The following is a 23,539-nucleotide window of genomic DNA, read 5'->3' as shown; positions in this document are numbered from 1 at the left end:
GCCGGCAGGCGCCGTCCCGCATCCAGGCCCCATCCCCATGCCGCTGCCTTCGAGTTGCCGCGCCGATACGGCCCTGAAGCTGTGCCCGCATTGCGACGCCGCCTACCGCAGGCTCGCGCTCGTCCCCGGCGAACGCGCCTATTGCCAGCGCTGCGGTACGGAGCTCTATCGCAACAACGACCGGCGCTATCCCATCTTGCTGCCCATCGTGCTGGCCAGCCTGATCGTATACGTCATCTGCAACGCCTTTCCCATCGTCACGATGGAAATCCAGGGCGTGAGCACGCAAACCACCGTATGGGGCGCCGTCAGGGCCCTGGCGCAGGAGGACATGTTCTCGGTCGCGCTGCTGGTCCTTGCCACCACCATGCTGTTCCCGCTGCTCGAACTCGGCTTGCTGGCCTACCTCCTGGTGCCGCTGTCGGGCGGTCGCGTCCCCGCCGGTTTCGGCGCCGTCGTGCGCGTCGTGCGCCTGGGCCGGCCTTGGGGCATGATCGAAGTCTTCATGCTCGGCATCGTGGCTTCGCTGGTGAAGCTGTCCGCCATGGCCACCGTGATTCCAGGGCCCGCGCTATGGGCGTTCGGGGTGTTGACGGTGCTGCTGGCGATCGTGGTCAGTTTCGACCCGGCGGATCTGTGGGAGTACGCCGAATCGGTCGAGAAGGCCGATCGCGTGCGCATGGCGGAGGAGGCTCGATGAAGCCGGTGCGTACGGCGGCGCAGGCCGGCGTGGTGGAGTGTCCGCAATGCACCGCCATTTTCCCGCGCTCCCGCGCGGGCTCGGCGTGCACCCGCTGCGGCGCGGCCCTGAACCTGCGCAAGCCCGACAGCCTGCGCCGCACCTGGGCGTTTCTGCTGGCCGCCATGGTGCTTTACCTGCCGGCCAACCTGTTGCCCATCATGACGACCGGCACCCTGTTCGGTACGCAATCCAACACCATCATGAGCGGCGTGGTCTACCTGTGGCACGACCAATCGTATTTCGTGGCCGCCGTGGTCTTTTGCGCCAGCATCGTCATTCCGATTTTCAAGCTCGCCGTACTGCTCATGCTCGTGGTCACGACGCAGGCCCGTTCGACATGGCGGCCTCTCGAGCGGACCCGTCTCTATGGCATGGTGGAGGCGGTCGGCCGCTGGTCCATGGTGGACGTGTTCGTCGTGGCGCTGTTGGCCTCGCTGGTGCACCTGGACGCATTGGCCACCGTCCGGCCCGAACCCGGCGCGATTGCCTTCGGCGCGGTCGTCGTGCTTACCATGCTCGCCTCCATGAGCTTCGATCCTCGCCTTATCTGGGACCCGGTAGACGTCCATGACACAAAAGCCTGAAACCCCCACGAACGCTGCGCCGGGCGATCCCGTGCGCCGCCGGCCCAGCCGCTGGCTGCCGTCGCTGGTGTGGCTGATCCCCATCGTGGCCGCAATCGCCGGCCTCTCCTTCGCCCTCGACAGCTGGTATGGGCGCGGGCCGACCATCGAGATCAGCTTCCGCTCCGCCGAAGGCATCGAGGCGGGCAAGACCAAGGTGCGGTACAAGGAGGTCGATATCGGGCAGGTGCAATCCATCCGGCTCGCCGAAGACCGCTCCCACGTCATCGTCGAAGTCGAACTGACCTCCGACGCCAGTAGCTTCGCGGTGGAGGACAGCCGCTTCTGGGTGGTCAAGCCGCGCATCGCCGCCAGCGGCGTGAGCGGACTGGGAACGCTGCTCTCGGGCGCCTACATCGGCGTGGACGCCGGGCGCTCCGAAGAGCGCGCCACGTCCTTCGTCGGACTGGAGGTGCCGCCCATCGTCACGGCCGACACGCCGGGCAAGCAGTTCGTGCTGCATGCCCACGACCTGGGTTCGCTCGACATCGGGTCGCCGGTGTATTTCCGCCGCGTCAGCGTGGGGCAGGTCGTGGCGTATGACCTGGACAAGGATGGCAAAGGCGTGACGGTGAGGGTGTTCGTCAAGTCTCCCTACGATTCCTTCGTCACCACCAGCACCCGGTTCTGGCACTCCAGCGGCGTCAACCTCAAGCTCAACGCCGACGGCCTCAAGCTGCAGACCGAGTCGATCGCCACCGTCCTGCTGGGCGGGGTTTCTTTCCTCGACTCGCCCAATCTGCCGCCTGGGCAGATCGCCCAGAACGATGCGGTGTTCCAGCTGGCCGACAATCAGGAGGACGCGCTCAAGGTCGAGGACGGCGCGCCCACCAGCGTCGTGATGTATTTCGAGCAGTCGGTGCGCGGGCTGTCGCCCGGGGCGCCGGTGGATTTCCGCGGCGTGGTGATCGGCGAGGTCCGTTCCATCGGAATCGAGTTCCGCAAGGAGACCAATTCCTTCAGGCTGCCGGTCGTCGTGGATCTGTATCCCTCGCGGCTGGGCCTGCGCCAGCCGGGCGACCCGGGCGCGCTCGACGCCGAGGGGAGGCAGCGCCTGATGGATGCGCTGGTCCAGCGCGGCATGCGCGCCCAGTTGCGCAACGGCAACCTCCTGACCGGGCAGCTCTACGTCGCCATCGACTTCTTCAAGGGCGCGGCGGCGCCCAGGCTCGGCCACAGCCATGGCTTGCAGGAGTTTCCGACGGTGCCGGGCACCTTCGACGAACTGCAGAACAAGCTGGCCGAGATCGTGGACAAGATCGGCAAGGTGCCTTTCGATGCCATCGGCCAGGATCTGTCGTCGGCGCTGGCCGGCATGCGCGCCACCATGGCGTCCGCCGACAAGCTGGTGCAGCGGCTCGACGGCCAGGTGGCGCCGGAGATCGTCGCCGCCATGCAGGATGCCCGCAAGACGCTCAAGGCCGCCGAGGGCACCTTCTCGGCCGACGCGCCATTGCAGCAGGATCTGCGCCGGGCCTTGCAGGAATTGATGCGCACCGCCAATTCGCTGCGCCAGTTGACCGACTATCTCGAAGAGAATCCGCAATCGCTGCTGCGCGGAAAGCCCAAGGAAGAACGATGAAGAGCTTCATACTGTCGATGGCGACGCTGGCCGCGGTAGGCGGATTGCAGGGATGCGCCGCGCCTCCCGCTCCGCGCATCTACACGTTGCAGGGCGAGGCGCCGGCCGCGCCTCCGGCCGTCGCGCCCGACATGGTGATAGACCTCGCGCCCGTGGCCCTGCCCGAACGCCTGCGACGCCGGCAGATCGTGCTGCGCGAAGACGCTGCGCAGGTGCAGATGCTCGAACAGCAGCGGTGGTCGGCGTCGCTGGGGGACGAGTTGCAGGATGCCTTGTCGTCGGCTCTCCAGAGCCGGCTTCACGCGGTGGACGTGGCCAAGGGCGGCGTTGCGGGCAAGCCGGCCTATCGCATCAACGTCGAGTTCTCCCGCCTGGACGCGAGGCTCGGCGGTCCGGTGCAGGCGGACGTGGCGTGGTCGGTCAAGGGCGCCTCGGCGGGCCCCGGCCAGGTGTGCCTCGGCCGGTTCGAGCAGGCCGCCGTGGGGCCGTCGGTGCCCGACGTCGTGGCGGCTCACCAGGGCATGGTCGCGCAAGTGGCAGACGCCATTGCCGCCAGCGTGCGCGCGGCGGCGGGCGGCGGCCGGGTGGCGCATTGCTCGGCGGGTTGAGCCGCCGAGGTCCGCGCACTGCGGCCGGCAGCGGTCCGGTCCAGCCACGGCGTGTCCGCGGCTGTTGAGTTCTTCACACGGGCTTGTGCGATGCGCCGGGGCCGGGCGGGCGGTGGGGCGCAGCGGGACCGGCTCCGCTGCGCCCCACCGGCCAAGGACGGATCAAGAACCCACCCCCCGCAATCGAGACCACCTCCTAGTCGATCGTCCTGGACTTGCGCACGCTGTCGATGAGCGAGCTGCGCAGCAGGAATTGACGGTGCTTTTGCGGATCTTCCGAAATCCTGCGCACCTCGTCCAGGGCCTGGGCCCGCACCACCGGATCCTTTTCTTCCAGGCGCTTCTTGTTGTTGACCGTCTGCTGCTGCACGAACTCGATGTTCAGCTGGCGCCGCCTGCGCTCGTAGCGATCGAACACCGAGGCGTCCGCCTCGCCGCGTTCCACGGCGGCCAGCGTGTCGACCAGTTCCATGGCGTCATGGATACCGCAGTTCAACCCGAGGCCGCCGATGGGGTTGTTGACGTGGGCGGCATCTCCCGCGAGGAAGACCCGGCCCTGCCGGAAACGCGCCGCGACGCGCTGGTGGACGCGGTAGATGTTCCGGTGCAGCACCTCGTAGGGCTCGGCCTTGGGGAAGACGTGGGCCAGCCGGCGCGCCACGGCGGCATCGCCCAGCGCCTCCTCGTCGGTCTCGTCGACCTGCGAGGGAAAGACGGCCCGCCACCGGCCCTGCATGTCGTCGCCGGATATCTTGAAGAGATTGGTCCACGCGTCGGGATGGGCGAGGTAGTTGCGATAGCAGCATCCCATCAGCCGCTCGAAATCGTCCTTGACCGTGATGACGATGAAGCGTTCGGGCCAGGTGATGCCCTCGAACGGGATGTCGAGCGCCTTGCGCAGGGCGCTGCGTCCGCCGTCTGCGGCGATGACGTAGTCGGCCTGGATGCGGATCTCGCCGTCGGGCGTCGCGGCCGTGAGCGTCACGCCGTCCGCGTCTTGCGACACGGCGGTGATGCGGTGCCGGAAATGCACGCCGGCGTCGGCGTAGCTGCGCAGCTTTTCGATTCCCATATTCCCGAGCTTGTGCTGCTCGGTCTGCACGACGAACGGATAGGGCGTATCGTCCTTCAGGATCTCATGGTCGAACTGCGCCACCATGCTCTGCGTGGTCTGGTCCCAGAACTGGAAGTAGCGCGCAGTCAGCCCTTCGGCGATGAAGCGGTCGATCAGGCCTACGCGCGCGATCATTTCCAGCGTCGAGCAATGCGTGGTGGCCGCCCGGGGGCTGTCGTCCACCTGGGCTTCGGCCTCGTACAGCGATACCCGGAATCCCTGCTGCACGGCGGCCAGCGCCGCGACGACGCCGACCGGCCCGGCGCCGACGATCGCAATGTGCTTGCTCATTCAATGGCCTCCCGCGGAATAGTCTTGCGGGATGTTGCAGCGGGCCACGCGGACCGGCCGGTTGCCGGCCGGCGTGTTGCGGCTCTTGCCGACGAAGCGCGGCACGCCGTCGGTCACCACCGCCGACACGGCGGCGATGTCGCCGTTGCGCAAGGCATCGAGCGGATCGCTCTTGGAACCGCCCACGCAGGCATCGAGCAGGATGACGTCGGCGTCCTTGCCCGGCTGGATGAAACCGCTGTTGATGCCGTAGACCCGCGCGTTGTTGCCGGTGGCCGCGGCGATGGCCCATTCCACCGGCATGTCGGTGAGGCTGGCCAGGTGCGTGATGGTGTACATCATGCCGAGCGGCATGATGCCGCTGCCGGTGGGCGTGTCGGTGGCGATCAGGAAGCGATCGAACTGGTCGGCGGCCCGGACCATGTCGCCCAGCATGAGCGTGGTGCGAAGATTGCCCGCAGTGCAGACCTGCAAGGCGATCTGGGACTCGTGGACCAGCTTGGGGAAGTCTTCGTCGGGCATGGCCACCGGGCCGCCGTTGACGTGGAACGATACGTGGGGCTGCATCGCGATCAGGTGATCGGCCCAGATGCCCGAAGAGCCGGGGATGGACGAGCCGCCCGTATGCACGGTGGTGATCATGCCGTGCTTCTTGGCCCAGCCCACCATCTCCGCATATTCGAACGGCGACTTGACGGCGCCGAAACCGGCCTTGGCCAGCCACACGCCCTGTGCGGCCACGTCGGCGAAATCCTGCTCCTTCAGGCCCGGCTCGAGAATGATCGAGCCTGCGTAGACGCGCATGCCGCCCGGCCGGAAATGTTCGAAGCACTTGAGGGCGGCGACCGCCAGCGCCTTGACGCCCGCGGGGTCTTTCGGACGTCCGGGCACGTGGACTTCCGATGCGCTGATGGCGGTCGTGACGCCGCCGTGCACGTAGCTTTCCAGGAATCCCACCGTTTTCTGGCGGGGCGTGTAGTCGCCGAATGTATTGTGGACCTGCGAGTCGATCAGGCCGGGGATGGCCGTGGTGCCTGCCGCGTCGATGACCACGTCGGCGCTCTCGACCTCGCTGGAAGAGAGTGTGCCGACCTTGGAGATCAGGCCGTCCTGCATCAGGATGGCGTCCCCCGGCGCATGGGGTTCGCGCCATTCGCCGGTCAGGATCCGACCCAGGTTGACGATAGCCAGTTTCATCGCGTTCTCCTCAGATGAGTCCGTCCTTGCCTTGCACATCCTTGAGCTGCAGGCCGCCGACCCGGGCGTTGAGCCGCTCCCGGTTGGAGACCGCGAACACCAGCGCAATCTCGTCGGGCAGAGGGCCGTCGGGGAAGTACAGCGTCATTGCGTTGTAGAGCGCGCGCACGTACAGCGCGTCCTTGGAGGCGAGCGGCACGTCCAGCACGGTACCCGGTCCGCCCACTTTGGTCACGGAGGAAATCCATGCCTTGCCGCCGCCGATCTCGCGCCGCAGCGGCTCGGCGGCCGGCGTCGTCAGGAGGGCATTGGCATGCTCCTGTTCACCGCCCAGGCCCACCACGCCCGCCTTGCCGTACGAGAGCACGGGATGGTCGCCATAGGCCTCCCGCAGCTTGGCCGCCATGCGGGCGCCCAGCTCGGGGCTGGCCTCGATCATGGGCGACAGGTCTTCCACGTACCTGCCCGCATAAGGGTTTTCCACAAAGGCGATGATGGCCGCCTTGCGTAGGGGCCCGTCCGCGATCCGGCCGGCCTCTTCCAGTTTTTCTTCCAGCACCGCCTGCCACCTGCGTACTTTCAATTGCATGCATCGCTCCTGAGGTCTGCCATTTCCCGGGGATGGGTAAGGCCAAATTCTTGTTGTACAGAATGTTTGACGATGTTATTGTCATACAATCATAAAGTCAATCGAAGCCGGACGGAGAACTTTCATGCGCGGACGCGCCATCCTTTTTTCCGAAATGACGCCTGCCCCGGATTGGGAGGAAAAGTTCAACCGCTGGTACGACGGCGAACACATCCCCATTCGCATGGGCTTGCGCGGGTTCGTCAGCGCCCAGCGTTACACGGGCGCCGAGCGCAACTACCTGGCCGTATACGAGATGGACGACCTGGCCGCGCTGCGCACCGTCGCCTACCAGGCCATCAAGCAGCATCCGTCGGAAGAAACCGCCTGGATGCTGCGCAACGTATCGGGGTTCACGCGCTACCTGTGCGAGGAAATCGGCAGCGCCGGGGATCCTTCGCCGCAGGCCATCGACGCGCCGGTGCTCTATCCGGTCTGGTTCAACGTGCCGCAGGAAAACCTGGCCGATTTCGACGCCTGGTACGAGCAAGACCATGTCCCGCTCCTGCTGGAGTGCCCGCAATGGCGCGCGGTGCGCCGTTTCCATGTCCGCGACGGCGAGCCGGGCCACTACAACCGCCTCGCGTTGCACTACCTGGACGATGCCGCGGCGCTGGAGTCGCCGGCGCGGGCGCGCGCTCGTGCTACACCTTGGCGCGAGCGCCTGGCGGTGCAGCCTTGGTTCAAGGGCGTGTACGACCTCTTCGATCGCCATGGGGCCAGGCAGATGCCGGCGCTGTAACTGTGGAGACACGACAAGCATGGAACTGAAAATTTCCCCGCGATCGGTGCAGCAGGAAACGGTGCGCCTGGTACGCGAGGCCATCACCAGCGGGTACTTCAAGCCCGGCGAAAGGCTGGTCGAAGCCAAGCTGTGCAGCCTGCTGGGCGTCAGCCGGACTTCCGTGCGCGAGGCGCTGCGGGTGCTGGCGACCGAAAAGCTCATCACCATTGTCCCGAACAAGGGGCCTTCGGTAGCAGAGCTGAGCTGGCAAGAGGCCGAGAACATCTACCACCTGCGGGCTCTGCTCGAAGGGGAGGCGGCTGCCCTGGCGGCCGCCCGCGTGCAGCCCGAGGACCTGGCCCGCATGCGCGCCGCGCTCGATGCCTTCGCCGATGCCGTCGAGCAGCAGGACTGGAAGGCGCGCATTTCGGCCACCGCCGATTTCTACGAGGTCGTCATCCAGTGCTGCGGCAACGCGATCATGGGCGAGGTGCTGCATGGCCTGTTGACGCGCATCAACTTCCTGCGAGCCAGGACCATGGCCAGTCCCGGACGCGCCAAGCACAGCGTGCGCGAACTCGAGAACATTTATGCCGCGCTGGAGAAGGGCGACGCCCGCGCCGCGCGCGCGGCCGCGGTGGCGCACGTGAAGGCCGCCGAGGCCGAAGCGCGCGAGGTATATCGAGCGATGAACCAGGCTGCCTGATTTTTCATCGTCGGGCCGCCCCAAGATGAAAACGCCCCCTTGGCGGGGGCAGCGCTGCCGCAAAGCGGCAAGCGCGGGGGTTTTTTCAACCACGTACCGCAAGGATGGGAGATGAAGATGAATTGGCGAATTACCCCCGCGCGCATCGCGCGGCTCCACGGAGGGCTTCGGGGCCGCATGGCGGCCGGCCTCGGAGCCCTGTTCTCGGTTGTCGCCATGTCGGCCATGGCGGGCGGCGCGCAAGCCGCATGGCCTGAGCGCCCGATCACGCTGGTCGTGCCGTTCGCCGCGGGCGGCAATACCGACAGCATTGCGCGCATCACGGCGGAATGGCTGACCACGCAGCTCAAGCAGACCGTGGTGGTCGACAACCGCCCGGGCGCCAACGGCGCCATCGCTGCCGACTACGTCGCCCGCGCCAAGCCCGACGGCTATACCCTCTTCATGGCCACCTTGCCGCAGATGGCCATCGTTCCCTATCTGCAGAAAGTCCGGTACGACCCCATCAAGGATTTCGCGCCGGTGTCCATCGTCGCCACCAACGAATTCGCGCTCGCCGTCGGCCCCGGCTTTCCCGGCAAGACGCTGCCCGAACTCGTGGACTACATCAAGGCGCGGCCCGGCCAGGTCGCCTACGCCTCGGCGGGCAGCGGCTCGGTCAGCCACCTGACGATGGCGATGTTCGTCAAGCGCGCGGGGCTTTCCATGATCCATGCTCCCTATCGCGGCGGCGCGCCGGCCATCGCCGACGTCGTGGGCGGGCAGGTGCCCATGTACTTCGCCAACGTTGCCGAGGTCCTGCCATACGTCAAGAGCAACCGCCTGCACGTGGTCGCGGTGTCGGGCGATCAGCGCTCGGCCGACCTGCCTTCCGTGAAAACGGTGGCCGAGCAAGGGTATCCGGGATTCTCCACCGAGACGTGGAACGGCATCGCGGCGCCCGCCGGCACGCCCAAGGAGGTGGTCGACCGCATCGCGTCTTCGCTGGCCGAGGCGGGCAAGGACGCGGGCTTCGCGGCCAAGCTGGCCAACATCGGCGTCTCGGTGCTGTGCAATACGCCGGAGCAGTTCGCCAAGAAGCTGGTCCAGGACAACAAGATCTGGTCGGCGGCGGTCAAGGAGTCGGGGGCGTCGCTCGATTGAGCGCGCGGGGGCGAACGTTCAGAAGCGTTCGTCCGCCCGCAGGTACCGCCATTGCCCCGGCGGCAGGTCGCCCAGCACGACGCCGCCGATGCGGATCCGCTTCAGTCCCACCACCTTCAGGCCGACCATCTCGCACATGCGGCGAATCTGCCGCTTTTTGCCCTCGCGCAGCACGAACGACAGCTGGTCTTCGTTCTGCCAGCGGACCCTGGCCGGCCGCAGCGGCTTGCCGTCCAGCGACAGGCCGTGATTGAGGAGTTTCAGGCCGCTGTCGGGCAGGCGCCCCGGCCGCGTGTACTGCACGCGCACCAGGTACTCCTTGTCGACGGTGGAGTCCTCGCCGATCAGGTGCTTGGCGATGCGGCCGTCCTGGGTCAGGACCAGGAGGCCGACCGAATCGATGTCCAGCCGGCCCGCGGGTACCAGGCTGCGCAGCTGGCTGGGCTGGAAACGGGTGGGTGAGCGGTCGCCGCTCCAGCGGGTGCTGGCCTTGATCAGGGTCACGGCAGGCTGGTAGCCGTCCTCGGCCTGTCCGCTGACATAGCCCACCGGCTTGTTGAGGAGGATGGTGACGCGCCTCGCCTGTTCGGCGCTGGCCTCGCGTTCGACGCTGATCTTCTGGTGCGGCAGCACCTTGCTGCCCAGCACCGAGACCACCACGCCGTCGACGCGCACCCAGCCACGGCTGATCCATTCGTCGGCCTCCCGGCGGGAGCAAAGCCCCAGTTCGGACATGCGTTTGGACAAGCGGACGGGTTCGGACATGCGGCGGCTTCAGGGAGAATGGGTGCAGGCGCTAGTTTAGAGGATGGCGCGAAGCCCCCCGGCGGAGCGCCGGGTTAAGCTTCGATCCCATGAACGATACCCAGCCGATTTTCCGCCCGGACGAGATGGCCGACGCCGTCCGGACCATTGCCGCCGTGGAGGCCATGACCACGCGGCACGACGTGGAACATGCCGGCACGCGCGTGCGCTGGCGCTCGGCCGGCCAGGGCCGGCCGTTGGTGCTGCTGCATGGCGGGCATGGAAGCTGGCGGCACTGGATCCGCAACGTCGACGCGCTGGCAAGCCGGTACACGCTATGGATGCCCGACCTGCCGTCGTTCGGCGAGTCGGGAACCTTGTCGGCGCCCGCCGACCTGGGCCACCTGGTCGCCACCACGGCCGCCACGCTGGACCGGCTCGTGGGCGCGCAGACGCCCATCGGATTGGCGGGCTTTTCTTTCGGGGGGCTCTGCGCCGCCCGCATGGCGGCGCATCGGGGGCACGTCGCGCGGCTCGCGCTGGTGGGTGCCGCGGGCCATGGCACGCCCAGGCGGCAGCAGGCCGCCATGGTCAACTGGCGGCTGGCGAGCGGCGAGCAGGCGCTCCTGGAAGACCTGCGCCACAATCTGCGCGCGCTCATGCTGCACGACGAACGCCGTATCGATGCCCTGGCCATGGCCGTGCACCGGCAGGCATGCGAGGCCACCCGCTTCCGCAGCAAGGCCTTGTCGCTGGGCGGTCCGATGAAGGCGATCTTGGACGGATTCGCCATGCCCATCCTGTTCCTGTGGGGAGAGCACGACGTGACGGCCGATCCCGGGCGAGTGGGGCCCATGTGGGTCGACGGCCGTCCCGAACGCGCGTGGCGGAGTGTCGCCGATGCCGGGCATTGGGTGCAGTACGAGCAGGCGGAGGCGACCAACCGGCTGCTGGCGGACTTTTTCGGCTGAACTGTTGCGCCGGACGCGTTGCGGTAATCCGGGCTTGGGATAATAATGAGAGTTGTTCTCATTTGTTTCCGCGCGCGCCGGTGCCATCGTGTCCGCTCCCACCCCGATCACCCCCGATGTGGTGCAAACCCTCTATAGCGATCATCGATCGTGGCTGCACCAATGGCTGCGGCGCCGGTTGGGGTGCACCGAGACGGCCGCCGACCTGACCCAGGACACCTTCGTGCGGTTGCTGGCCACCCGCACGCAGCTCGGCCTGCCGCGGCTGAACGAACCGCGTGCCTACCTGACCGCCGTCGCCCACGGCCTGCTGGTGGACTTTTTCCGCCGCGCCGACCTCGAGCGCGCCTGGCTGGCCGATCTGGCGGCCGCGCCCCAGCCGGTGGAGGCGTCGCCCGAGACCCGGCTGCTGGCCCTCGAAACCCTGCTCGCCATCGACAGGATGCTCGACGGCCTTTCGCCCAAGGCCCGCGCCGCCTGGATGCTGAACCGCCTCGACGGCCTGCCGCATGCCGACATCGCCGCCCAGCTCGGCGTTTCGGTCTCGCGGGTGCGCCAGTACCTGGCCACGGCGGCCAGGCACTGCTACCGGTTGCGTTTCGGCGCGGCCGATGGCGCCGGCGAGGCGGCCTGACGTGGAGCGAGCCGTGTCCCGTCCCGCGGAGCAGATGCCGGTGCCCGATCCCGTACTCGAAGCTGCCATCGCGTGGCAATTGCGCATGGGCTCGGGCGATGCGACCCAGGCGGACGGCGCCGCGCTGAACCGCTGGCTGTCCATGCATCCCGACCACCGTCGCGCGTGGCGGCAACTGGGCGAACTGGATGCGCAGTTCGAGGCGGCCCGGGGCGCGGCCGTGCGAGGCGTGCTTGCCCGGCCGCGTCCGGCGCGCCGGCTCAAGAAACTGGGGCCGCTGCTGGGCGTGCTGATGCTCGCCGGCGCGGCGCTTGCGCTGGTGAACCGGGAATGGCCGCTGGCTGACCTGGGCGCGGACTATCTCACCGCGGTCGGCCAGCGCCAGCAGGTGATCCTGCCCGACGGCACGGTGCTCGATCTCAATACCCGCACCGCGGTAGATGTGCGCTTCGACGATCGCCAGCGGCTGCTGGTCCTGCGGCGGGGCGAAATCCATGTCCGGACGGCCCATCCGCCCGGCGAACTCCGCCCCTTCGCCGTGCGTACCGCCGACGGCGTCCTGCTGCCGCAGGGCACGCGCTTCACCGTCCGCCGCGACGACGACGCCACCCGCCTGGCGGTATACGAGTCGGCCGTGGAGGCGCGTCCCGGATACTGCGCTCCCGCGCCCGCCGCCTGCGCCCTCGCGCGCCGGGTCGGGCAGGGCGGGGCGGTTTCCATGCGTCCGGATGGGGTGAGCGATGCCGCCGCCGCCGATCCCGACGCCGATGCCTGGCGGGACGGCATGCTGGTCGTGCAGAACCGCCCGCTGGCCGAGGTGGTCGCGGAACTCGCGCGCTACCGCTTCGGGCCCATCACGCTGAAGCCGGAAGCCGCCGGCGTGCGGTTGACCGGCACCGTGCCACTGGACGACATCGACCGTTCCCTCGCCATGCTCACGCGCGGATTGCCGGTGCGCATCCGCAACTACGCCGGGCTCTGGCTGGAGGTCGGCGCCGCGTCCGGCAACTGATACAAATTTTTTTCTCCCTGGCCCTGTCACTTTTCCGGTCTCGTCCGGCAAACGGGAAAAGAACCCCTTATCCCGTGACGTACGGAGCCGCATTGTGATCCCTCCCGACCATTCTCCCGGAACCCGGCGCAGCGCCGGGTCTTCCCCTGTTCGACACGCACCCGGCGCTCACCGGACCAAGCGGCTCCTGGCCGCCCTGCTGGCCTGCGGCGCGCTGACCGGGGCAAGCGGCTGGGCGCAGGCGGCGGATGCGGCGCGGGACTACGACCTGCCGGCCGCGCCGTTGTCCGCAACGGTCAACCGCATCGCCCGCGACGCCGGGCTGGCCGTCACCGTGGAGTCGTCCCTGCTGGAAGGCAAGGTCGGCGCGCCGGTGCGCGGCCGCTTCGACGGGCCGGAGGCGCTGCGCCGCGCGCTGGCGGGAACCGGCCTCGAACTGGTGCGCACCGACCTCGGCAGCTACACCGTGCGCCCGGCGCCGCAGCCGGCTGCGGACGGCGGCACGCTGGCACCCGTGCGGGTCGTGGGCCGCGCCGAGACCGCGACCGGGCCGGTCGAAGGATACGTCGCGCGGCGCAGCGCGACGGCGACCAAGACCGATACGCCGCTGATCGAGACCCCGCAGTCCATTTCCGTCGTCTCGCGCGAGCAGATGCGGGACCGGGAAGTGCAGAGCGTCACCGAGGCCATCCTGTACTCGGCCGGCATCATCGGCGACAACGCCGCCGACGTCCGCTACGACAAGCCGGTGATCCGGGGCTTTGCCGCGCGCCAGTTTCTCGACGGCCTCTACGTGAACTACTACAGCAGCGGCTACAACATGCCGCTGATCGAGCCTTACGGACTGGAACGCGTGGAAATCCTGCGCGGCCCCAGTTCGGTGCTCTATGGCGCCAATTCTCCCGGCGGCCTGCTGAACCTCGTCAGCAAGCGGCCGACCGATACGCCTCTGCGCGAGATCAACCTGCAGGCCGGCACGAACAGCAGGCTGCAAGGCAGCTTCGATTTCTCGGACGCCGTCGACGCCAATGGCGTGGCCCGCTTCCGCCTGACCGGCCTGGTGCGCGACAGCGATACGCAGACCGATCACGCGCGCGACAACCGGGTGTTCCTCGCGCCCTCGCTGGACCTGAAGCTGTCCGAGCGCAGCCGCCTCACGCTGCTGGCCAGCTACCAGCACGACAAGCAGGGAACCCTGATCAACTTCCTGCCGCGCGAAGGGACGCTCATACCCACCGTGGACGGCCGCACCATTCCGTCGTCGTTCTTTTCCGGCGAACCGGGCTACAACACCTTTGATCGCAAGCAGTACTCGCTGGGCTACCAGTTCGAGCATCGTTTCAGCGATGCGCTCGTGTTCAGGCAGAACGCCCGCTACATGCGCAGCGATCTCGACTACACCGGCGTCTACGCCGTGGGCTGGTCCTCGGCCGCGCAGACCCATCTGCGCCGGGCCTCTCTGCGGGACGAAGGCAAGCTCGACAGTGTGGTGCTCGACAACCAGCTGCAGGCCGACTTCGGCACCGGGCCGGTCAGGCATACGGCCTTGGTCGGGCTGGACTACCAGCGGGCGAAATTCAAGGAATCCCAGGGCTACGGCACGGTCGGCGCCGGGCTGGGGCTGCTCGATCCGTTCTCGCCCGAATACGGGCAGAGCATCAATCCCATTCCTTCGTTCACCCGCGCGGACCAGAACCAGCGCCAGCTCGGCATCTATGCGCAGGACCAGATGAAGTTCGGCGAGCGCTGGATACTGGTGGCGAGCGCCCGCAAGGACTGGGCACGTTCCGACACGCTGTCCGAGCGGGTCGTGGCCGCGACCGGCGCCGCCACGGGCACCAATACGCCCGTGGACCAGAGCGACTTCACCTATCGCCTGGGCATGGTCTATCGCAGCCCCAGCGGCCTGGCTCCGTATGTGAGCCATTCCACCTCGTTCCAGCCGCAGGCCGGCACCGACTACGCGGGCACGCCGTTCAAGCCCACCACCGGCAAGCAGACCGAGATCGGGGTCAAGTACCAGCCGGCAGGCTCGGAAAGCTACGTGATCGCATCGGTCTACGATTTGCGGCAGCAGAATGTCCTGACGGCGGATCCGGATCTTTCGCACGGCCCCAGCGCGCGCGTGCAGACCGGCGAAATCCGCTCGCGGGGGCTGGAGCTCGAAGGCGCGTTCGAGTTCGACAACGGGCTCAAGCTGCTGGGCGCCTATACCTACATGGACATGGAGGTCACCCGCAGCAACGCGGCCGATCTGCACAAGACGCCGACCAACCGCCCGCGCCACATGGCATCCCTGTGGGCGGACTACACCTTGCGCGGCGGACCGCTGCAGGGGCTGGGGTTCGGCGCGGGCGTGCGCTACATGGGGTCGACCTGGGGCGACGCCGGCAATACCTTCAAGGTCGGGGCCGTGGCCTTGTTCGATGCGGCCCTGCATTACCAGCTCGACAGGCACTGGCGCTTCAGCCTGAACGCCAGCAACCTGTTCGACAAGTCGTACATCGGCTCCTGCGGCAGCGCGACGACGTGCTACTACGGCTACCGGCGCACGGTGCTCGCCACCGCCACCTATCGCTGGTGAGGCCCGGCCAATGAGGGTTCTTTCCTCCCCGGCGCCGGTCCGGCCGGCGCGCCGGCTGGCCGCGTGGTACGGCGTGCACCGGTGGAGCAGCCTCATCTGCACGCTGTTCCTGTTGATGCTGTGCCTGACGGGGCTGCCGCTCATCTTCGGCCATGAGATCGACCATGCCCTGGGCGCCGACCTGGACCTGCCCGCGATGGCCGAACCCGCGCCCCGGGCGCCGCTCGACGGCATCCTGGCCGATGCGCTGTCGCGGCGTCCCGGCGCCCAGGTGCGCTTCCTGACCGCCGACGACGAAGAGCCCGCGCTGTTCGTGTCGGTCAGCCCGCCCGGCACGGCGGCGGGCGGCGCCTTGTTCACCTACGACGCGCGCACGGGCGAGCTGGTGCACGAAGGTTCGCTGCGCAGCAACCTGATGCGGCTGCTGGCCAAGCTGCATACCGACATGTTCGCGGGCTTGCCCGGTTCGCTGATTCTTGCCGCGATGGGCGTGCTGTTCGCCGTGTCCATCGTGTCGGGCGTGGTCGTCTACGCACCCATCCTCGCCAAGGTTCCTTTCGGCAAGGTGCGCCTGGGCCGCTCGGCGCGCATCAAGTGGCTGGACCTGCATAACCTGCTCGGCATGCTGGCCCTGGTCTGGATGCTGCTGGTCGGCCTGACCGGCGTGCTGCTGGCCTTGTCCAAGCCTGTCTACGGCCTGTGGCAGGCGACGGAACTGGCCGCGATGACGCAGCCCTGGAGCGGCCAGGGGCCGGCCCGCGTCCTGGCTTCGGTGGACCAGGCCGTGGCGCTCGCCCGGGCCGAGGCGCCGGGCAAGGAGCTGGCCTTCGTCGCCTTTCCCGGAACGCCGCTCGCGGGGCCGCGCCACTATGCCGTTTTCATGCGCGGCGAGGGCATGTTCGTCTCCCGGCTGATCACGCCCGTGCTGGTGGACGCCGAAACGGGCGCGTTCGCGGCCAAGCGGGACATGCCGGCCTACGTGGCCGCGCTGCGCATATCGGGCCCCTTGCACTACGGGGATTTTGCGGGGCTGGGGCTCAAGCTGGCCTGGGCGGCGTTCACCCTGGCGACCATCGTGGTGCTGGGAAGCGGCGTCTATCTCTGGCTGCGGCGCCCGAGACCGGGCGTCAACGGCCAGCCAGGAGCGGATAGGGATTGATGGCGCCCCCTGGCGCATAGATGCCGTAGTGCAGGTGCGGGGGCGTGCCGCGGGCGTTGCCGCTGTTGCCCACGTAGCCCAGCGGCATCCCCGCCTGGATGCGCTGGCCCGGCCGCACGTCGGCATAGCGCTCCAGGTGCGCGTAGTAGTGCATTTGCCGGCCCGGGCCCATTACCCATACGGTGTTGCCGCCGAGCGAATTCTGGCCGACCCGCGTCACGATGCCTTCGGTCGCGGACAGCACGGCGGTATGGCGGCGGGCGAAGATGTCGATGCCTTCGTGGCGCCGGCCGTCGGCGCGCGGGGCGTTCCAGGTATCGCGCAGGTCCCGCGGCCGGATGCCCTGGACGGGCACGGGCAGGCGCTCCGGCGCCGGCATCGCGGCCAGCCGCAGGCCGTAAAGCGGGATCTCCAGCGCCGGCCGGACGATGGGCCAGCCGAACCACAGGACGGCGGCCGCCAGGGCATAGAACACGAGCCGGGAGCGCCGCCGGCGGGGCGGCGCCCAGGAAGAAACATGCGTGGCCATGGGGGCTCCTCGCGGGGGCGGCGCCTCGGGGGGGCTGCCGCGTCGCGCGGGGGGCGTCCGCAAGAAAGGTGCCTGCCACTTGCCCAAGCGGCCGACCCCTGCTACGATATATTTCATGAACTACGCTTCCTACTACTTTTACTTTTTTGGTTTTCCGAAGCCGCTGGCGGAGGAAAGGAAGCGTCGTATCTAACGGATTCCTGCCCCAAAAAAGCCGCCAGCGTCCTGGCGGCTTTTTTTGTGCCTGGACGATGCAGCAAGGGGCGAACCATCGACAAACATGCCGAACAGACATCACTGAAATCCAGGAGAGGATCGTGTCCCACAACACCGACGACTTGCGCATTCGAGAAATCAAGGAGCTGGCTCCGCCTTCGCACCTGATGCGCGAGTTTCCCTGCACCACCGACGTTTCCGACACGGTCTACAACGCCCGGGAAGCCTTGCACCGCATCCTGCACGGCATGGACGACCGGCTGGCGGTGGTGATCGGGCCGTGTTCCATTCACGACACCGAGGCCGCGCTGGAATACGCCTCCCGCCTGAAGGCCGAGCGCGACCGCTTCGCCGGCGAGCTGGAAATCATCATGCGGGTGTACTTCGAAAAGCCCCGCACCACGGTGGGCTGGAAAGGGCTGATCAACGATCCCGACCTGGACGGCAGCTTCAACATCAACAAGGGCCTGCGCACCGCGCGCCAGTTGCTGCTGGAGATCAACGCCCGCGGGCTGCCTGCGGGGTGTGAATATCTGGACATGATCACACCCCAGTACATCGCCGACCTCGTCTCCTGGGGAGCCATCGGCGCCCGCACCACCGAAAGCCAGGTCCATCGCGAACTGGCGTCCGGCCTGTCGTGTCCGGTGGGTTTCAAGAACGGCACCGACGGCAACATCCGCATCGCGGTCGACGCCATCAAGGCGGCCTCGCAGCCGCACCATTTCCTGTCCGTGACCAAGGGCGGCGTGTCGGCCATCGTTTCGACCAACGGCAACGAGGATTGCCACGTCATCCTTCGCGGCGGCAAGGCTCCGAACTACGACGCCGCCAGCGTGGAGGCCGCCGCCCAGGACATGGCCAAGGCCGGGCTGGCGCAGCGGGTGATGATCGATGCCAGCCACGCCAACAGCAGCAAGAAGCCGGAGAACCAGCCGCAGGTGATCGACGATGTCGCGGGCCAGATCGAATCGGGCGACAACCGCATCATCGGCGTGATGGTGGAAAGCCACCTGGTCGCCGGCCGGCAGGATCTCGTCCCCGGCAAGCCGCTGGTGTACGGCCAGAGCATCACCGACGGCTGCATCGACTGGGACACCTCGGTGCGCGTGCTCGAGCGCCTGGCGCAGGCGGTGCAGGCCCGGCGCCTGGTGGCGACGAGCAGCGGGAAGTAGGACTTTGCCCGGATAGCGGGACAGGCCGGCGGCCGCGCCCCGGGGCATGGCCTACTTGCCCCGCGTCCTCTCCGAACGCCACAGGACCTCGGGCACGCCGGCATCCTGGTTGATGACCCGGGCAAGCACGAACAACAGGTCCGACAGCCGGTTCAGGTATTGGCGCACCGGCGGCTGGACGATTCCGGTCCGGGCCAGTGCGACGACGCTGCGCTCGGCGCGGCGGCAGACGGTTCGCGCCATGTGGGCCAGTGCTGCGGCCCGGCTGCCGCCGGGCAGGACGAACTCGCGCAGCGGCGCGAGCCGCGCGTTGTAGTCGGCCAGCAGTCGGTCCAGGTGCGCGACCCGTGCCGGCTGCAACAGGGTTTGCCCCGGCATGCTGAGCTCGCCGCCCAGGTCGAACAGGTCGTGCTGGACGTCCAGCAGGTCACCGGCCATTTCCGGAGGCAAGGCTTCTGTCGCCAGCAGGCCGAGCGCGCTGTTGAGCTCGTCCACGTCGCCGATGGCGACGATGCGCGGCGCGTCCTTGGCGAGGCGCTCGCCATCGGCCAGCCCCGTGGTGCCGTCGTCGCCCGTGCGCGTGGCGATGACACTGAGTCGATTCCCCATGATTGCTCCCGTATTGCCGGCGCGCACCCGCGGCTGCATGCCGTGTCGGCATTGTAGTCAGCGGCCGGTCCGTCGGGCGGGCGTAAAATCCCATCATTCATTCATTTGCCGGATTGCCATGAACGCCCCCGCTTTGCCGCCTTCCTTGCGTCGCGCCGTGCCCCAGGCCTGTCTCGACGCGCTTGCCGTCCATTTCGGCGACCGCCTGTCGCTCGGCCAGGCGGTCAGGGAGCACCATGGCCGGGACGAGTCCCCCTACCCGGCGGTGCCGCCCGACGCGGTCGTCTTCGCCGAAAGCACCGAGGACGTCGTGGCCGCCGTCAATGCCTGCGCGGCGCATGGCGTCCCGCTGATCGCCTATGGTTCCGGGTCTTCGCTCGAGGGACACCTGCTGGCGGTCGAGGGCGGCATCACGCTCGACGTATCGCGCATGAACCGCGTGCTGTCGGTCAGGCCCGACGACCTCACCGTCACGGTACAAGCGGGCGTCACCCGCAAGCAACTCAATAACGAAATCCGCGATACCGGATTGTTCTTCCCCATCGATCCGGGCGCCGACGCGTCGTTCGGCGGCATGGCGGCCACACGGGCCTCCGGCACCAACGCGGTGCGCTACGGCACGATGCGCGACAACATCCTGTCGCTGACGGTAGTCACCGCGCAGGGTAAGGTCATCCGCACTGCGCGCCGGGCGAAGAAGTCTTCGGCGGGCTACGACCTGACCCGCCTTTTCATCGGCAGCGAGGGGACGCTGGGGATCATCACCGAAGTCACCGTGCGCCTGTATCCCCAGCCCGAGGCGGTGTCCGCGGCCGTCTGCAATTTTCCCAGCGTGGACGCGGCCGTCGCCGCAGTGATCCAGACCATACAGATGGGCATCCCCGTGGCCCGGGTGGAACTGCTGGACACGGCCACCGTGCGTGCGCTCAACCTCTACAGCAAGCTGACCCTGCGCGAGACCCCCTTGCTGCTGTTCGAATTCCACGGCAGCCCGGTCGGGGTCGAGGAGCAGGCCACGCTGGTCCAGGAAATCACGCGCGAGCATGGCGGCATGGATTTCGAATGGGCCGTGCACCCGGAAGACCGCAATCGGCTCTGGGCGGCGCGCCACAATGCATATTTCGCCACGCTGCAGCTGCGCCCCGGCGCGCGCGCCTCCAGCACCGACGTATGCGTGCCCATCTCCCGCCTGGCCGATTGCATCCGCGAAACCAACGAAGACCTGGCCCGCGCCAGCTTTCCCACTTGCGTGGTCGGGCACGTGGGGGACGGCAACTTCCACGTGCAGATGCTGCTCGATCCCGACAGCGAAGCCGAATGGGCCGAAGCCGAGGCCATCAACCGACGCATGGTCCGGCGCGCGCTCGACATGGACGGCACCTGCACGGGCGAGCACGGCGTGGGCCTGCACAAGATGCAGTTCATGGGCGAAGAGCACGGCGAAGACGCGCTCGCGCTGATGCGCCAGATCAAGCAGGCTTTCGATCCGCTGAATATTCTCAACCCCGGGAAGGTATTACCCCCCCCTCCGCGCTGACGCGCGCCCCCCTCAAGAGGGCGATGCGGGTGGACCGGCGGAGCCGGATCCACCGCATCCTGGGTCTAGTACCGCTTTCTTGGGGTGGGACGTCCGTGCTTTGCTGGCTGCCAGCGTAGAAGGCAGGCACAAGTGCTCCGCGGTTACGCGAAGACGGAGGGCAGAATCGCCACTCCCCGCCAGCCTGGAGTACCCCAGGGCGCCGCGGATCCGGCTTTGCCGGTCCGCCAGCGCCGCCCCTTGGAGGGGGAGCGCGAAGCGCGAGGGGGTGGGCATCCCTTCATAGGGGTTTCTACGCTGTTGGCCGCTGTGGGTGCACGCTATCTTCATGGATTACTGGAGACGGTGCATGAACGCCCCAACAGAAATCGGGCTGGACCCGATCGCAGCCGAGCGCCAGGTCGAGGTGGTGCAGGCGTTGCGCGATGTGCTTCCCCATCACTGCGTGCTTTTCCGGGAAGAAGACACGCGTCCGTACGAGTGCGACGGACTGTCGCTGTATCGCCAACTGCCCATGGTGGTGGTTTTGCCGGAGACCGAGGAGCAGGTCCGGGATGTCTTGCGGTTGTGCAAGCGGCTGGGCGTGCCGGTGGTTGCGCGCGGCGCGGGGACGGGCCTGTCAGGAGGAGCCATGCCGCATGCCGAAGGGGTGCTGCTGGGCATGGCGAAGTTCAATCGCATCGTGAGGATCGATCCGCAGGCGCGCCAGGCGGTCGTGCAGCCGGGAGTGCGCAACCTCGCCATTTCCGAGGCCGCCGCGCCTTACGGGCTCTACTATGCGCCCGATCCTTCCAGCCAGATCGCCTGCACCATAGGCGGCAACGTGGCGGAGAACTCGGGTGGGGTGCATTGCCTGAAGTACGGGCTCACGGTGCACAACGTCATGGCCGCGCGGGTGGTGACCGTGGACGGGGAAGTGCTCGAGCTGGGCGCCGCCGGGCTCGATGCGCCGGGACTGGACCTGCTCTCGCTCATCATCGGGTCCGAAGGCATGCTGGGCATCGTGACCGAAGTCACCGTCAAGCTCATTCCCAAGCCCGCGGTGGCGCGCGTCGTGATGGCCAGTTTCGCGTCGATCGAAGCGGCCGGCGAGGCCGTGGCGGGCGTCATCGCCGAGGGCATCATCCCGGCCGGCCTCGAAATGATGGACCAGCGCGCCGTCCACATGGTCGAGCCATTCGTCTGCGCGGGCTACGACCTCGAGGCTGCCGCCATTCTCCTGTGCGAATCCGACGGAACGGAAGAGGAGGTGGCCGACGAGATCGCGCGCATCGAGGCGTTGTTCGCCCGATGCGGCGCCACGCGGCTGCAGGTGTCGTGCTCCGAGGCCGAGCGGCTGTTGTTCTGGGCCGGGCGCAAGAACGCCTTTCCGGCGGCGGGGCGGATTTCCCCCGACTACTATTGCATGGACGGCACCATCCCGCGGCGCTGCCTGGGCCGTGTCCTGGCGGCGATCACCGAGATGGAGCACAAGTACGGCCTGCGCTGCGCCAATGTCTTCCATGCCGGGGACGGCAACCTGCACCCGCTCATCCTGTTCGATGCCAACGACCTGGACGAGGTGGAGCGGGCCGAGCGTTTCGGCGCGGAGATCCTCGAGCTTTGCGTCGAGGTGGGCGGCACGATCACCGGCGAGCACGGCGTGGGCACCGAGAAGATCGACCAGATGTGCGTCCAGTTCGCGCGCGAGGAACTGGACGTCTTCTTCGGCGTCAAGCATGCGTTCGACGCCGCGGGCCTGCTCAATCCCGGCAAGGCCATTCCGACCTTGGCCCGGTGCAACGAGTATGGCCAGCGGCACGTCCATCGCGGCGCCGTCCGCTTTCCCGAGATCCCCCGTTTTTGAAAGCCAGGGTGCCGCCCCGCGGGGGCACGCGCCCGTTCCGGAGACGATTCCATTCATGGACGTGCTGTTGTCCGATCTTCGCGCTCGCGTGCTGCTGGCCAATGCGGCCGGCAAGGGGCTGTATATCCGTGGCGGAGGAAGCAAGTCGTTCTACGGCTTGCCGGTCGAGCATGAGGCGGTGCTGGACATGTCGCCCTACGCCGGCGTAGTCGACTACCAGCCCTCCGAACTGGTGGTGACCGCCCGTGCCGGCACGCCGTTGACGCAGATCGAGGCCATGCTGGCCAGCCAGGGCCAGATGCTGGCGTTCGAACCGCCGCATTTCGGCGGCTGCGCCACGCTGGGCGGCTGCGTGGCGGCGGCGCTGGCGGGCCCGCGCCGCGCCAGCGCGGGGTCGGTCCGCGATTTCGTGCTCGGGGTCCGGCTGCTCGATGCCCAGGGCCGGGTGTTGCGGTTCGGTGGCGAGGTCATGAAGAATGTGGCGGGCTACGATGTCACGCGCCTGGTAACCGGTTCGCTCGGCACGCTGGGTGTGATACTGGAGGCGTCCTTGAAAGTGTTGCCCAGGCCGGCTGCCGAGACCACGCTGCGGTTCGCGATGGACGAGGAGGGCGCCCTGCGGCAGATGAACGCCTGGGGCGGGCAGGCACTGCCGATCAGCGCGAGCGCATGGGATACCGATGCGGACGGAAAGGGCCGCCTGACGGTGCGGCTTTCCGGCGCCGGCGTGGCAGTCGCCGCCGCGGCGAAAAGGCTCGGCGGCGAGCCATTGCCGGACGCGGTGGCGACGGCATGGTGGCGGGCCCTGCGCGATCATACCCATCCCTTTCTGACGCGGCGGCCGCTGTGGCGCCTGTCCGTTCCCTCCATCGCGCCGGCGCTTGGGCTGGGCTCGACGCTGATCGAATGGGGCGGCGCGCAACGCTGGCTGGGCGGCCCGCTGGCGGTGGACGCCGTGCGCAAGGCCGCGGTGCGGGCCGGCGGGCACGCCACCCTGTTTCGCGCCTCGTCCACCGAAGAGGCCCGCGCTTCGGGCGTCTTCCATCCGCTGCCGCCCGCCGTCGCGACCATCCACCGGCGCCTGAAGAACGAATTCGATCCGGACGGCGTGTTCAATCCCGGCCGCATGTACCCCGACCTCTAGGTCCCAGACGCGAGCAACGCC

22 protein-coding genes are annotated in these 23,539 nt (G+C 68.1%); 16 read left to right on the top strand and 6 right to left on the bottom strand.

Features of this window, described 5'->3' with window-relative positions:
- Positions 1 to 37 precede the first annotated feature (37 nt).
- Genes CDO44_RS19425 through CDO44_RS19410 form a run of 4 tightly spaced genes read left to right on the top strand, consistent with a single transcriptional unit; the run spans position 38 to position 3,555 of the window.
- Positions 38 to 700, top strand: a complete 663-nt coding sequence (locus CDO44_RS19425) for a paraquat-inducible protein A (RefSeq protein WP_087781933.1) — start codon at positions 38 to 40, stop codon at positions 698 to 700.
- Positions 697 to 1,326 (top strand): paraquat-inducible protein A, encoded by a 630-nt coding sequence (locus CDO44_RS19420; RefSeq protein WP_087781932.1) that lies wholly within the window; start codon positions 697 to 699, stop codon positions 1,324 to 1,326. Before CDO44_RS19425 ends, CDO44_RS19420 begins: the two co-directional genes overlap by 4 nt.
- Positions 1,310 to 2,947, top strand: a complete 1,638-nt coding sequence (locus CDO44_RS19415) for an intermembrane transport protein PqiB (protein WP_087781931.1) — start codon at positions 1,310 to 1,312, stop codon at positions 2,945 to 2,947. Before CDO44_RS19420 ends, CDO44_RS19415 begins: the two co-directional genes overlap by 17 nt.
- Positions 2,944 to 3,555: a membrane integrity-associated transporter subunit PqiC gene (locus CDO44_RS19410; protein WP_087781930.1), complete on the top strand. Its 612-nt coding sequence runs from the start codon at positions 2,944 to 2,946 to the stop codon at positions 3,553 to 3,555. The genes CDO44_RS19415 and CDO44_RS19410 overlap by 4 nt, the downstream gene beginning before the upstream one ends.
- A 196-nt stretch (positions 3,556 to 3,751) precedes the next feature.
- Here CDO44_RS19410 and CDO44_RS19405 read toward each other — a convergent pair whose 3' ends face one another.
- From CDO44_RS19405 to CDO44_RS19395, 3 genes are read right to left on the bottom strand one after another with little or no spacing between them, the layout of a single operon-like run.
- Positions 3,752 to 4,960: an NAD(P)/FAD-dependent oxidoreductase gene (locus CDO44_RS19405; protein WP_087781929.1), complete on the bottom strand. Its 1,209-nt coding sequence runs from the start codon at positions 4,958 to 4,960 to the stop codon at positions 3,752 to 3,754.
- Entirely contained in the window at positions 4,961 to 6,157 is a 1,197-nt protein-coding gene (locus CDO44_RS19400; protein WP_087781928.1) for an amidohydrolase family protein, read from the bottom strand. It lies immediately after the preceding gene.
- 10 nt (positions 6,158 to 6,167) lie between these two features.
- A complete protein-coding gene (locus tag CDO44_RS19395; RefSeq protein WP_087781927.1) occupies positions 6,168 to 6,746 on the bottom strand; it encodes an amino acid synthesis family protein in 579 nt (192 codons plus the stop codon).
- 124 nt (positions 6,747 to 6,870) lie between these two features.
- Here CDO44_RS19395 and CDO44_RS27670 point away from each other — a divergent pair, with 124 nt between their 5' ends.
- From CDO44_RS27670 to CDO44_RS19385, 3 genes are all read left to right on the top strand, one after another.
- Positions 6,871 to 7,527, top strand: a complete 657-nt coding sequence (locus CDO44_RS27670; protein ID WP_158213344.1) for a DUF4286 family protein — start codon at positions 6,871 to 6,873, stop codon at positions 7,525 to 7,527.
- 19 nt (positions 7,528 to 7,546) lie between these two features.
- On the top strand, positions 7,547 to 8,215 hold the full coding sequence (locus CDO44_RS19390; protein ID WP_158213343.1) for a GntR family transcriptional regulator: 669 nt from the start codon (positions 7,547 to 7,549) through the stop codon (positions 8,213 to 8,215).
- Positions 8,216 to 8,332: 117 nt separating this feature from the next.
- Positions 8,333 to 9,358, top strand: coding sequence for a tripartite tricarboxylate transporter substrate binding protein (locus tag CDO44_RS19385; protein WP_158213342.1), 1,026 nt, complete (start codon positions 8,333 to 8,335; stop codon positions 9,356 to 9,358).
- A gap of 18 nt (positions 9,359 to 9,376) precedes the next feature.
- Here CDO44_RS19385 and CDO44_RS19380 read toward each other — a convergent pair whose 3' ends face one another.
- Complete coding sequence (locus tag CDO44_RS19380; RefSeq protein ID WP_087781924.1) at positions 9,377 to 10,123, bottom strand: pseudouridine synthase; 747 nt, start codon at positions 10,121 to 10,123, stop codon at positions 9,377 to 9,379.
- Positions 10,124 to 10,212: 89 nt separating this feature from the next.
- Between CDO44_RS19380 and CDO44_RS19375 the strand changes: the two genes are divergently transcribed.
- The 5 genes from CDO44_RS19375 (at position 10,213) to CDO44_RS19355 (ending at position 16,462) form a co-directional block, all read left to right on the top strand.
- Complete coding sequence (locus tag CDO44_RS19375; RefSeq protein WP_233146276.1) at positions 10,213 to 11,073, top strand: alpha/beta fold hydrolase; 861 nt, start codon at positions 10,213 to 10,215, stop codon at positions 11,071 to 11,073.
- Between the two features lie 88 nt (positions 11,074 to 11,161).
- A complete protein-coding gene (locus tag CDO44_RS19370; protein WP_233146275.1) occupies positions 11,162 to 11,707 on the top strand; it encodes a sigma-70 family RNA polymerase sigma factor in 546 nt (181 codons plus the stop codon).
- Between the two features lie 13 nt (positions 11,708 to 11,720).
- On the top strand, positions 11,721 to 12,719 hold the full coding sequence (locus tag CDO44_RS19365) for a FecR domain-containing protein (RefSeq protein WP_198951398.1): 999 nt from the start codon (positions 11,721 to 11,723) through the stop codon (positions 12,717 to 12,719).
- 94 nt (positions 12,720 to 12,813) lie between these two features.
- On the top strand, positions 12,814 to 15,303 hold the full coding sequence (locus CDO44_RS19360; RefSeq protein WP_087781922.1) for a TonB-dependent siderophore receptor: 2,490 nt from the start codon (positions 12,814 to 12,816) through the stop codon (positions 15,301 to 15,303).
- Between the two features lie 10 nt (positions 15,304 to 15,313).
- Positions 15,314 to 16,462, top strand: coding sequence for a PepSY domain-containing protein (locus CDO44_RS19355; protein WP_087781921.1), 1,149 nt, complete (start codon positions 15,314 to 15,316; stop codon positions 16,460 to 16,462).
- On the opposite strand, the gene CDO44_RS19350 is transcribed toward CDO44_RS19355, so the two are convergent.
- Positions 16,431 to 16,991 (bottom strand): M23 family metallopeptidase, encoded by a 561-nt coding sequence (locus CDO44_RS19350; protein ID WP_087781920.1) that lies wholly within the window; start codon positions 16,989 to 16,991, stop codon positions 16,431 to 16,433. The genes CDO44_RS19355 and CDO44_RS19350 overlap by 32 nt on opposite strands.
- 317 nt (positions 16,992 to 17,308) lie before the next feature.
- On the opposite strand from CDO44_RS19350, the gene aroG reads away from it, so the two are divergent.
- Entirely contained in the window at positions 17,309 to 18,382 is a 1,074-nt protein-coding gene (gene aroG / locus CDO44_RS19345; RefSeq protein WP_087781919.1) for a 3-deoxy-7-phosphoheptulonate synthase AroG, read from the top strand.
- Between the two features lie 51 nt (positions 18,383 to 18,433).
- Here the strand turns inward: aroG and CDO44_RS19340 are convergent, their stop codons facing one another.
- A complete protein-coding gene (locus CDO44_RS19340; RefSeq protein ID WP_087781999.1) occupies positions 18,434 to 18,991 on the bottom strand; it encodes a cob(I)yrinic acid a,c-diamide adenosyltransferase in 558 nt (185 codons plus the stop codon).
- Between the two features lie 118 nt (positions 18,992 to 19,109).
- Here CDO44_RS19340 and CDO44_RS19335 point away from each other — a divergent pair, with 118 nt between their 5' ends.
- The 3 genes from CDO44_RS19335 (at position 19,110) to glcE (ending at position 23,518) form a co-directional block, all read left to right on the top strand.
- On the top strand, positions 19,110 to 20,528 hold the full coding sequence (locus CDO44_RS19335) for an FAD-binding oxidoreductase (protein WP_087781918.1): 1,419 nt from the start codon (positions 19,110 to 19,112) through the stop codon (positions 20,526 to 20,528).
- Between the two features lie 349 nt (positions 20,529 to 20,877).
- Positions 20,878 to 22,374: an FAD-linked oxidase C-terminal domain-containing protein gene (locus CDO44_RS19330; RefSeq protein WP_087781917.1), complete on the top strand. Its 1,497-nt coding sequence runs from the start codon at positions 20,878 to 20,880 to the stop codon at positions 22,372 to 22,374.
- A gap of 55 nt (positions 22,375 to 22,429) precedes the next feature.
- Positions 22,430 to 23,518, top strand: a complete 1,089-nt coding sequence (glcE, locus tag CDO44_RS19325) for a glycolate oxidase subunit GlcE (RefSeq protein WP_087781916.1) — start codon at positions 22,430 to 22,432, stop codon at positions 23,516 to 23,518.
- The last annotated feature ends 21 nt before the right edge of the window (positions 23,519 to 23,539 follow it).

This window comes from Pigmentiphaga sp. NML080357 (assembly GCF_002188465.1).
Taxonomy (GTDB): Bacteria; Pseudomonadota; Gammaproteobacteria; order Burkholderiales; family Burkholderiaceae_B; genus Pigmentiphaga.
Note: the sequence above shows the minus strand (reverse complement) of the source record. Positions and strands in the feature narration are given on the sequence as shown.